At 31.5% G+C, this 11,963-nt stretch carries 5 protein-coding genes; 3 read left to right on the top strand and 2 right to left on the bottom strand.

The features are described 5' to 3' along the window. The first annotated feature begins 104 nt into the window (after positions 1–104). Genes dptF through dptH form a run of 3 tightly spaced genes read left to right on the top strand, consistent with a single transcriptional unit; the run spans position 105 to position 9,545 of the window. On the top strand, positions 105–2,948 hold the full coding sequence (gene dptF / locus BBEV_RS10915; protein WP_069365504.1) for a DNA phosphorothioation-dependent restriction protein DptF: 2,844 nt from the start codon (positions 105–107) through the stop codon (positions 2,946–2,948). An 8-nt stretch (positions 2,949–2,956) separates the two neighbouring features. Beyond that, entirely contained in the window at positions 2,957–4,372 is a 1,416-nt protein-coding gene (dptG, locus tag BBEV_RS10910) for a DNA phosphorothioation-dependent restriction protein DptG (RefSeq protein ID WP_069365503.1), read from the top strand. Then, the gene (gene dptH, locus BBEV_RS10905; protein ID WP_069365502.1) at positions 4,353–9,545 is read left to right on the top strand and encodes a DNA phosphorothioation-dependent restriction protein DptH; all 5,193 of its coding nucleotides are present in this window, start codon (positions 4,353–4,355) and stop codon (positions 9,543–9,545) included. The genes dptG and dptH overlap by 20 nt, the downstream gene beginning before the upstream one ends. A gap of 22 nt (positions 9,546–9,567) precedes the next feature. On the opposite strand, the gene BBEV_RS10900 is transcribed toward dptH, so the two are convergent. Both BBEV_RS10900 and dndD read right to left on the bottom strand, forming a co-directional pair. Next, positions 9,568–9,951 carry a DndE family protein gene (locus BBEV_RS10900; RefSeq protein ID WP_069365501.1) on the bottom strand — a complete coding sequence of 128 codons (384 nt, stop codon included), beginning with the start codon at positions 9,949–9,951 and terminating at the stop codon, positions 9,568–9,570. 15 nt (positions 9,952–9,966) lie between these two features. After that, positions 9,967–11,922, bottom strand: coding sequence for a DNA sulfur modification protein DndD (gene dndD / locus BBEV_RS10895; RefSeq protein WP_232318159.1), 1,956 nt, complete (start codon positions 11,920–11,922; stop codon positions 9,967–9,969). Between the last annotated feature and the right edge of the window lie 41 nt (positions 11,923–11,963).

Raw genomic sequence — 11,963 nt, 5'->3', positions numbered from 1 at the left:
CATGAGGCTCTTTTAAAAAATAATCAATAACTGGATTTAATGGAGTGTGTTATCACAAAGAAATGAAGAGAGGAAAACTGAGTAATTCCAACGGAGGCTTGAAAATGAAACTTAGTGAATTACTAGAGGAGATCGATAAAATAAATTTACATAAACAAAAGAATCAAGGAGTTTCTCTGAAAAAGCCGTTGCTATTGTTATTACTGATTTCAATAATACATCGCGGGCAAATTTCAGAAAACAAATTTATTTTTAAAGAATTGGAAGATGATTTGGATGATTTAATAAAATTATTTGGCGGAAGAAGGCTAAGAAGTAGTATGCCGGAACAACCATTTAATTATTTAGTCAGTTCTAATATTTGGGAAATTAAAAGTAAATACGGTCTTGGTGTAATTTCTGATGATAAAGTATCCAAAAAAATAATGAGAGATACTGAAACATATGGATTTTTTGTAGAAGGTGTTTTTGATCTACTTATAGAAAGTGAAGATAACAGAGCATTGGTCAGTAGCTTTATACTTAATAAGTTTTGGGCTGATTCAATACAGTATGACATCAAAAAAAGATTGTATCTTCCTGAGACACAAGAATCCAATATGGAGCAGTCATATGAAGAGAATGGAGTTGAAATTATGGGACATTCAGACGAATTGTTTTATTTTTTAAAAAACATAGAAGAAGAATTATATAATTTAGCATCCAAGATGGAGGACAGACTTTTTGATGATCCGAAAGCTTCATGTATGTATGCAAGAAGTTTATTAGAATCAATTTTAGAAAATGTTTTGAAAAATGAACAAAAGTTAGATGTATTAAGTCAGCCGTTAGTTGAAAAAATTAAATTTATCAACATGGAAGGGTATCTGCCGAAGTCTGATCCTAAAGTCTTCAATTCAATGTATATTATCAGAAAAACCGGGAACAAAGCTATTCACGATAAAGATTTTTCAAGTATTGAAGATGCTATCAAATTATATAGGGAATCGTTCGTTGTAGCTTCTTGGTTTGCAGAAGTTTATGGTGATGGAAGTATTCAAATACCTAAATATCGCGAACCCCTCAAGAGTCGCCAGGAGTTCATTCCAAAAGACCAATTAGAATCAGTATTGAATGAATTACTGAAAGAAAAACAGGTGAATTTTATGATGCCGGATTCAAATAAATCTGAGATTAAACAAAATGAAGATAATTTGGAAACCGAAAAAAACACTCTAATAAAAGAGGATTTACCGACTGGGAAAAGTTATTTATTAAGAGAACTCAGAAGACTTCAAGAATCATCAATGGAGGCAGTTGAAAGTCCAGAAGAGTTTAGCAAATTCAAGCAGTATATGCACGTCGACAGAAAAATCCAATCTGATATCGAAGCGATTATTAAAGAAGAAAGTGAGTCCAATAAATCGTCTTTAATTATATTGAGTGGCAGCGTTGGTGATGGGAAATCACATTTATTGTCTTACTTCAAAGAAAATCTTCCGGAAATAAGTAATTTTAAGATATATAATGATGCCACTGAAAGCTATGATAGAAAGAAAACTGCGGTTGAAACATTAACTGAAGAGTTGATTTCATTTTCAGATCAACATCTAGATAAAAATAATGAAAAAATGATTATTGCGATGAACTTAGGTATTTTAAATAAGTTCTTGGAAGCCGATCATGGAGAATATTCATATTTTAAATTAAAAGAATTTATTGAAAAAAGCAAAGTGTTTGAACGCGATCATTCACCGTATTTTTCTGAGAAACCATACAGTATTGTGACTTTCAGTGAGTATCCTCCTTTTGAGTTGAGTGAAAATGGTGCACAATCTGAGTTTTTTCAGGGTATTTTGAATAGAATTTTTGTAGAATCCGATTCAAATCCATTTTATGAAGCATTCAAACTTGATGTAAATGAACATAAAGGGTTCAAAGGGATATTACATTATAACTATCAATATTTAATGAATTCTCAAGTGCAGTATGTTGTAGTTCAGTCAATGATTAGAGCAATATTGATGAAAAAAATTGTTGTATCAACAAGAGCTGTATTCAATTTCATTGCAAATATTATTATTCCAGAAGGATATGATGAAGAACTAGAATTCGGTTGGAGCGACGGGGATTTTTTCGAAAATAGTTTTCCAAACTTAATGTTTAACAGAAAAAACAGATCAATAATGCTCGATGCTATGGCAGAAATTGACCCTATTCATTATCGTAATAAAGATATTGATAACATAATTCTTGATATCAATACCAAAGAAGATCGAAAAAAAGTAGTTGATGAGCATTTGAGTAACAATGATTACTTTCCGCTGTATCAGAAAATTTTTGAAACTGACTCACAGGGTGCGAATAGTTCACTTTTATCGAATACTCAACTATCGAAAATGCTTATAAGAGTATCTTTTTTAACAAACAGTGAATTTTATAAAAATTTAATTCCTGATTCCTACATTTCATTTTTAAGAAATTTGTACTCTTTTAATAAACGTAATACTGAAGAAATAAGAAAATTCAGTATGATCGTGTACAGCGCAATGATGAAATGGAGAGGAACCCCTAAAAATAATTATATTTATATAAAAGATTATTTTGAATTCAAAGTAGCTCAAAAACTTAACATCAATGCAAGCGCAGATCATCTAAAAGCGGTGCAAGGAGACCTTTTAAGATCATTTGATTTGATCATAAGAGTTGGATTTACAGAAAAACACTCAAAGAAAACGATTTATTTGGATATTGATTATTATTTATATCAATTATTGTTAGCAGTAGAAAAAGGATATCAACAAAATTACAAAGATATGGAAGATGCAATAAACTTCATAGAATTTATTGATCGAATTATCAGTTGCTCAAATAATGAAGAAGAATTATTGATTCATATGCCTAAAGAAAAGAAAATATACAGATTAGAGTATTCTGACCTTTCAGGATATACTTTTGACAGGGAGTAGAATTGGTTATGAAGTTAAATATAGAAGAATTAAAAAAATTAGCAAAAGGTCAGCACAGCACCGGAAATATTCATGATATTCTCCCATTCAGAGCTAATGATAAAGGAATTAAAGTTAATGGTGATTTTAAGAATATCCTGGGAGAGTTTAGCCGCCTGATAAAAAGCAGTGCATTAGAAAATGAAACGGCCCCTTTGTTGAGTAAAGAAGACACAGGAGAATATTTTACAGAAGAAGTAACAATTGGAGAAAAGATCTCTAAACAGGTTACTGTGGATGATGAAAGCAGTCGTGATGACTTGAGAAGATTAATTGAGATTATTTTATCTGACCGTAAAGAGAACAATATCATTCGGCCGATTCACCCTCATGTTTTTTTATATTATCCTTTATCAGATAATAAAAATCAAAAAGATTATGAGAAAAAAGTAGCTCAGTTTGCAAAGGATATACTTGGTTATAATAATGACAAACTTTCCAAAGTGTTTGATAAAAGTGAAGAAGATGATTTGTTAATTAAATTAATTTTAGATCACTTGGAGAATTTAAAAAACAGTTCTAAAGGTAACAAATATCAAGCTCTTAATAGTAACGTTATTACGATGTTCCAACAAGATTTTATATTTATAAGCAGACACAGAGAATTCTTTTTGGACCATGTTGAACTTTTATTTCAGTACTATTTATTTTTTTATGTGTCTCAATTAGCTTTGAACTTTCATAGATTTGACAAGGGTGATCATAATACCATTTTCCCTCTATATTATGGTTTAGATTGGGAAACCCTAAGTAAACGAAGACCAAGTATATCAGACTCTTTAAGCTATAAAAATTTGAGAGATATCTATAAGTCGACTTTTGTGCATATTCATTGCCAATCTCAACTGAGTCATCTTTTAAAAAACGAAATTGATGTAAAAGAAAAGCGATTTCAAACTTATAAAGATTTAATGGAATTATTAGATGAGGAAGAAGAACGTCGAGAATTTCTTCAATCATTAAATGAATGGTTGCAGAAATACTGTGAAATACGAGGTGATGTAACATATGAAGGACCTGTTGAAACAATACAGCAAGCAATAGAGAAATTGTTTCACTATATGAGAACGTCAATGAGTACAAGTGTATGCGAAAATTACGGAAAAAGTTTAGAAAATATTATGCATGGTCAATTTCTGAAATTCAGAGGGAGCCTGGGATATTCATTAAATATCACTCAAGAATTTTTAATTTTGGTTACCGCACTTGCTACTCAAGGTAAAACTAAAATCACATTAAAAGAATATTTTAAAGAACTTGAGAACAGAGGGGTTCAATTTGATCAGTATTCTAAAGAAAAAATAATTGATCTTCTGGACAGTATAAATATTATAGAAAAGAAGAGTGATAGTGGTGACGCACAATATGTTAAATCAATTTTATAATTTTATAGCAGGGTTGTTAATTGAGGAATTACAAAAAATTGCTCATCCGGGAGCACGTTATTTTCTTAAACTGGACTATGAAGAAGAAGTAGAATCTTTACTCTTGGCAATTGAAAATCATGAGAAGACTTTCGAAAGTAACTATCAGCTTGATTCAAACACTGAATATAGAGCAATACAATTTAGCGGTAACGATACGACTATAATTACAGATGGAACATCAAAGGGTACAACTCCGGACTTTCTTGTCACATTAAGAAACAAAGTCAGTGATCAATCAGCCGATTGGGATAAAACGTCTTTACTTAGTATTATTTGTAAGGATTTGGATAGTATAAAAGGCGGCAGCAGTGATTTACAAAAAAGGGGAATGCCTTTTAACTCAAATATGCTAAAGATTGACTTAAAAAACAAAATTGAAGAAAGTTCACTTGAATCGTTTGAAAAAGTTATTTTGATAGATCACTTGGACAACATGTTGCAGACAGATGCAATTGACGGATACTCATTGCTAGATTTCAAAGAAGTGTTTGGAATATTAAATCAAGGAATTATAGAAAATAAGGATTATGAGAAAATTTCATTATTCGTTGATGATGACCTTTATGGAAAAAGGCCAAAAGAAATAAAGAATAGATTAACCGATAATCGTGAATTGTTTGAACAGGTTAGAAGAATGCATGATTTTGGGAATCCAGATGAAGAATTGCCTAAAATATTCAGTGAGAAAGGCGTGAGGCTTCTTAAAAAAGATGATTGGGAAACTGTATCATATTCAGAGGTTGCTAAATCTATTGAAGAGAAAAAGATTGAAGATAAGCAAACAAAAATATATATAGATAAAATTGATCTTCAACCAGGGGTATGCTGGGAGAAATATTATAAGGAAACAGTAGCAGGACGAAGAAAAAGAAGTCTGCTGGTATTTAATGAAGAAAACCATGAATATATTGAGCTTAATATTAAATTTAATATAACAGGAGGTAAAGAAAAAAGTTTAAATTCAAAATTTTTGAAAATATCCTCTGGTGGCGAATACGTTGTCGAACAGTATGTAAAACAAAAAACAATTAATTTAAAATTAAAAGGGAATCCTGATGAAATTGTTTATATTCATTTAACCTACAAACATGAAGATAAAATTTCATTGGGCGGAGAATTTAAAATTGCGATTTTGCCATTTGAAGAGTCGATTTTTTTAGATATAAAAACTAGATTTAATATTGATGCGAAGAAAAAATGGATTGAAATTACTGATGATATTTCGGAATTGAAAATTGGCAATGGTCGAAATCAAAATTATTCAATAGATAAATTCGACCAAACGATTCAACTTGATAACGAAATAAATACTACATTAGTACCTTCATTGACAGCTTATAATGAGATGGATCAATTAAGATTTTCCGCGGTTATTCAAAATGTCACATTCACTTTTTTGTTAACAACAGAATTAACTGAGGCCATTCCAATAACTGCATTAAACATTTGGAAAATGAAAAGAGAAAGACAAGATCATTTTAAATATTTAGATGGTAAATTGTTTATTGGCACTGATGAATACTATACTCGTCCTGAGTATTCAACGTTTTTAAAATGGGAAAATGAGTGGTTGCAGCAAGGACTTTATTCTGGAGAAGTGCTTGCCGGGCAATTACAAAGAAAAGATATTGTTATTCATGAAGATCTAGCGGATGCGTTTAGTCATATTACAAATTATTTTAATAAATATTCTACACTTCCGAGTTTAGCATATGTCTCTTCAGAATATTTTCAAATAGCTGAAAGTTTTATTGCTGAATATTTAAATCAAATTGAAAGAGTGAGTATGGAAGGAACACCGAAAGAACGTGTAGATATGATGAACTTTTGCTGTATAAAAAATAATGAAGAATTTCTTATTACGGCATTTCATCCAATATCAATCGCTTATCAGTTAGAAGTTTCAAAACAATTATCTAGTGATGAGTATCCATCCAGTATTTTAGAAAGATTGACAATGAACTCCCTTGTTCCTTTTATCTATAATAGGAAGGGGGAAAATATGAAAGTCGATGAAGAAAACCCTCTTAAGCAATGGATCAAGTATAAGCCCGGTGAGAATATATCATTTACCGATAGCATGAATTATTTATCCAAAGTGGTCGAGGATAAAATGATGCAATTCCAAAATCATTTTGATTATTTATTCATGAAAGAATCATCAGCACCTTATCGCATAAATGTTGTAAATATCAATAATGATCATGAAATTCTTTCTGGGATTTTAAATTGGATGATCCATAATATCAAAACATATGGATTGGAAAATGTGAGAGAAATCCAGGTCTCAATTTATTCTAATAATTATGCAGATTCATCTTTTGATTATTTTTCAAGAATGAAAAGTTCAAAAGAAATAGCTAATGAGTTTAAGTTAGATTTAAGGTCTAAAAACTATGATGAAATTGATATGATCAGAGTGATCAGAGAGAAACTATTTTATTATAAACATAGTTTAAAAAATGAATATTCATATGCTCATTTAACGTTTTATAAAATGGGTACCGATGAAAGATATGCAATTGAGCAAGTATTCGATATGAAATCAGGTATCAGTTTAAATGGTTTATTAACAACCACGTCAAAAATGAGAACTAATGCTGGGTATCAATCGGGTTTTGGGCTTAAGGGATTTGAAAGTTTTTCAAATTCACAACTTGTAAAAACAGTGAAATATCAAAATGAACTTTGTGCGAATAATAAAAACGCAGGTAACGACAAATATTATAAAGATGTGTCGATTATATCTCGGAAAAATGTTGAAACTGAACAAGAACTTAACTCAATTTTTAGAGCTTCTCACTGGGTGACGTTTGTTGATCCGGATGTTGATTTAGATTATTTTCAATCTTTTAATGACAGTCTGGTAGTAATTCACTACAGTGATCAGTATTCATCATCTTCGAGGTATGATGCGATCACAGTGACGAATAAGTCAGAGCAGTACTACAATGTTATAAATGAATATTTATTATCCAAGGACTTAAAAGTTTCTGAAGAGCATATTGAATCAGCTATTAAAGCCTTTAATGCATTCAATGGTGAATGGTTATTAAGAGTCATCGGAAGTAAAGGACAATTTGATAGAGAAAAACTCAGTATTTTGTCAGGGATTAAATATTGTTTGAGTTATTTTGATCACCCTGATATTTTGTGGGTGCCCGTTTCACTTGAAGAAGTAATCAGGGTTGCAGGGGCATTTGGACTAAGTAAACAAGGTGGTGTTTTTACTGCAAAGAACTTAGGAGTCACTGGAAGTCATAGTGACGATATACTTTTTATAGGTATGGAACAGAATGAGAAAGGTATTGAATTTCATTTTTATCCCATCGAAGTAAAGATAGGATGGAATCAGTCTGGAGTAATTGATAAGGCTAAAAAACAAATTAATTCAACTTCGGCCTTATTTCAAAATCACCTGATTTATAACGATGAGTTAGACAACTCATTTGAAATTAAATTTTACAGACAATTTTTCATCCAATTATTTTTATCAAATTATAATAAGATGGTACAAAGTAACTTTTGGAATGAAAAGTATTATGGATTAAGTGAAAATATTAAGTCGAAAATTGTGAATGATGAGTTTTCAATTTCAACCACTCTAAACTCGCTTATTGGCAAAGGGTGCATCGTTTCGTTTGAAAAGGACGGTAATCCAATTGCTCGAGCGGAATTCGAAGATCAAATTACAATTTTAAGATTTAATGAGTTTGATGGCACTAAAGGTATTATAGAGTCAATTGAAGAACATAGACAAAGACTAGTGAGTGGGAAGTTAGATCTTTCTTCCGACAGATTATTGAGTCTAATCTATCGTAACAGTCAAAACACCGAAAAAGTTCCGGATGTGACTGTTGAAAAAACTGACTATAATAATCAATCAGAGAAAAAAGCAGAACCGATTGATGTATTAAATAATGGAAATGAAGATCAGTATACCCCAGTCGAAACAAATGATCCGCCTGTTGATAAGACGCCCAGTTGTCAATCACAAAATAGTGTTCCAATCGAAGACGTAAGAATTTTAATTGGGAAAGCCTTAGGAAGCAATAAAAATATATATTGGGAATACGGAAATAAAAATTTAGCAAATCGTCATTTATTAATTTCAGGAAAATCAGGTCAAGGTAAGACATATTTTATGCAATGCATATTATATGAATTATCGAAGCAGGGAATCCCAAGTATTGTGGTTGATTATACTGAAGGGTTTTTACCTAATCAGTTGGAAACAGAATTTGTAAATAGACTGGAAGGGAAAATCAAACAACATATAGTATTTAACGATAAGCTGCCAATAAACCCGTTCAAACAGCATGAAAAGAACATCGGAGGCATTGTCCTGGAAGAAAATGAAACAGATGTCGCAGAAAGAATTAAAAGTGTTTTCTCATCTGTTTACAGTTCACTTGGCGTTCAACAATTGAATGCTATTTATCAGGCGACTCAAAATGGGGTTAAGAAATTAAAGAATAATATGTCGTTAACACAGCTAGGAAATGAACTTGAGGCATTAGAAACGAATTACGCAAAAACAACATTATCACAAATACGCAGTTTTATAGATCGTAATCCTTTTGATAGTCAAGATGGCGAGATGGACTGGAGTAAAATAATATTAAGTGATGGCGATGTGAATATTATCCAGCTAACAGGGTATAGCAGAGAAGTACAGTTGATGATCACTGAGTTTATGCTATGGGATTTGTGGAGTTATTCTGTTAGAAACGGAGATAAAAATATACCCATTCCTGTTATAATGGATGAAGCGCAAAATCTCGATCATCGAAAAGATTCTCCATCTGCCAGGATTTTAACTGAAGGACGTAAGTTTGGATGGTCTGCTTGGTATGCAACTCAATTTCTTAAATCACAGTTTGGTACTGATGAATTAACGCGTCTACAAAATGCAGGTGAAAAAGTATATTTCGCCCCACCTGAAAGTGAAATCGGTCCAATTGCAGGAAATTTAGTAAATCAAAATGAAGATAAGAAACATTGGGAAAGAAAATTATCGACTCTTTCAAAAGGCAAATGCATTGTTCATGGTCCAATAAGCAACAACGGAGAATTGAGTAATAATATTGCTAATCTTGTGGAAATCACGCCATTTGAGAATCGGAATTAAAATTAAACCAGGATCGTTGATTTCAACGATCCTGGTTTAAAATTGCTATTCGATAATCGGTTAAATCATTAAGACGATTTAATTCTAATTTTATAATTGCTGCACCTTTTTCGATGAAATACACAAATTGATTTTTTAATTCGTCCTCGGTCAATGAATCTTCCTTCAGTTCTTCAATAATCAGCGCCTTGTATAAAGTATATTTGTCGCCTTTAATTATATTCACAGGGACCTCCCATTTCTTTGAGTTACTTTTATTTGTTGAAGAAAAATCATTTTCTGGAGATGACATTCCTTTTGCAAATGCGATTTCTATTGCTTGGGGTCTTTCACAATTCAAGTGATTTTTAAGATCGTTGATCACTTCATATGCATCGTAATTTATATGCATCCGAGGTGTACCCATATTTTTCACCTGCCTTTAAACGAAACTGAAGTAGTCAGCTCGTACCAGTGTATATTTTTTTTCTTCATTGTATTCTAATAAATATTGTTTATACGAATGTTCCTTCATAAAATCGATATATTCTTTTGTGATTTCTGTATCTGTTGAAAGAATAATTACCTGATCGCTTAAATTCTTGTAGTAATTATGGATCAATTCGTTTCTGTGATAACTGTCCAAGCGGCCGAGTGGGGTATCGATAACCATTGGAAGTTTTAAATTCGATGCTTTTGTAAGGGCCCATATAAAGGCAGAAGATATCATTTGCATTTCTCCGGCAGAACGATCAGTAATGGATAATAGCTGACCGGTAGAACTGTGTATTTTAATTTGATAGTCATTAATATCAAAAAAAACATCACCGAATTCATCTTTCTTTCGAAACAGTGTATTTAGCATTTGGGCAAACTCAGAGCTGATTGTCTCTGATTTATGCTCTCTTAATTTTGTGATAAATTCATCACTTGCAGCAATTAATTTAGTTACGCTGTTATACTGATCGTGCAGTTTTGAAGCATTTGAACCTTTATTGATCGCATCTGTGATTTTCCTGTTAAGTCTTCGCTTCTCATCATCAAGTTTATCTTTTTTGCTATAGATGCTTTTGATTTTTCTCTCTAAATCCCGATTTAAAAGAGCTAAGCGTTCAGCTTCTGCTTGTTCTTTTGAAATATCTTGTGCACCAGGTGCATTTTCAATTCGCTCTTTAATTGTAATTAACTGTTCTTGTAACTCCTTCATATTTTTTATGTTTGTTTTAAATTGTTCTGTATTTTGGAAACTGATATTTCGAATCATATTGATATCTTGATCTGAAAGTTGGTGTCTTATTGGACCTTCTAATGGATATTCTTGATTTTGTGATGAATCTTTTAGCCAAATTTGTTCACCTAAGTTCTTGATTTTATTTTTTTGAACATCGGTGAGTGGTGGTGATATATCTTCGTTGAACAGCTGATTCATAAATTTATAGTAAGGTTCTAAAGATGTCTCTCTACGGAGTATGTGTTTATTGTATTCTCTTTCTTTGTATAGTCTTTCTTGCAGTATTTTGATTTTATCAGCCAAAAGGAGTTCTGGCAGATGAGGGATCATATTTTTAATGTAATCAGATTCGATATTCGTAATCTTAGATTCAATTATATTTCGCTCGTTTATAAGTTCATCTCTCGAATTTTGATTGTTCTTTAATTTGTTATCGATTTCTTCTCTTGTTCTTTGTCGTTTATTATAAACAATTGTTTTTTTATCCGAATAATATTTTATATCTTCTGAGATTTTTTTCAATTCATTATCTATCTCATTGACTCTCGTTTGATTTCTTTCAGTCTCTCGCAGACTGGTTGTTTTTGATAGATCACTTTGAAGGTTACTTTGAATTTGTTGTAAATCATTGAGGTATCGATTGTACATTGTTATACCAGTTATTCTATCGATTGACTCCTTTAATCCAGACCTTTTTTGACGGATGATTATATCTTTCAATTCTTCACCATCAAAAATGAAAAATGGAGCAGCATGAATTGGGATTAATTTGTCAATCATTCTTTCATAAGATTTGGGGTCCTCAACTCTCTGAGAGGTAGCAAAATTTGAACCAGCTTTATAATACTTAATCTGCCGGTCTTCGTGGATCAGTTTTTTATTTTTGTCAAATTGCCAGATAACTTTGATTTCAAGTGTATCATAGTTATCAGTTTCTAAAGAAAGTGTAACAGAAGCTTCGCGACCGCCTTCACTTGCATATTGATTGTTTAGAACATTGGCGAAAATTCTTTCATAATCACTTGAAGACATCTCGCGTTTACCGAAGAGTGCGAAATGAATAGCTTTTAAAATCGTTGTTTTACCAGCCCCGTTTAGACCACCGATTAAAATAATGTTTGGATTTGATCGTGATGTTGAACTTTCAGGAATGTATAAATCAATCATTTGATTTCCATAGAATGTTTTGAAATTGTTGAATTGTATGT

It is taken from the genome of Salisediminibacterium beveridgei, assembly GCF_001721685.1.
GTDB lineage: Bacteria > Bacillota > Bacilli > Bacillales > Salisediminibacteriaceae > Salisediminibacterium > Salisediminibacterium beveridgei.
This window is presented reverse-complemented; position numbering and strand designations above follow the sequence as displayed.

What these genes read in the sequence shown, in the direction of transcription:
- dptF (WP_069365504.1), top strand. Translation starts at nt 105, where the DNA reads ATGAAACTTAGTGAATTACTAGAGGAGATCGATAAAATAAATTTACAT.
- dptG (WP_069365503.1), top strand. Translation starts at nt 2,957, where the DNA reads ATGAAGTTAAATATAGAAGAATTAAAAAAATTAGCAAAAGGTCAGCAC.
- dptH (WP_069365502.1), top strand. Translation starts at nt 4,353, where the DNA reads ATGTTAAATCAATTTTATAATTTTATAGCAGGGTTGTTAATTGAGGAA.
- BBEV_RS10900 (WP_069365501.1), bottom strand. Translation starts at nt 9,951, where the DNA reads ATGGGTACACCTCGGATGCATATAAATTACGATGCATATGAAGTGATC.
- dndD (WP_232318159.1), bottom strand. Translation starts at nt 11,922, where the DNA reads ATGATTGATTTATACATTCCTGAAAGTTCAACATCACGATCAAATCCA.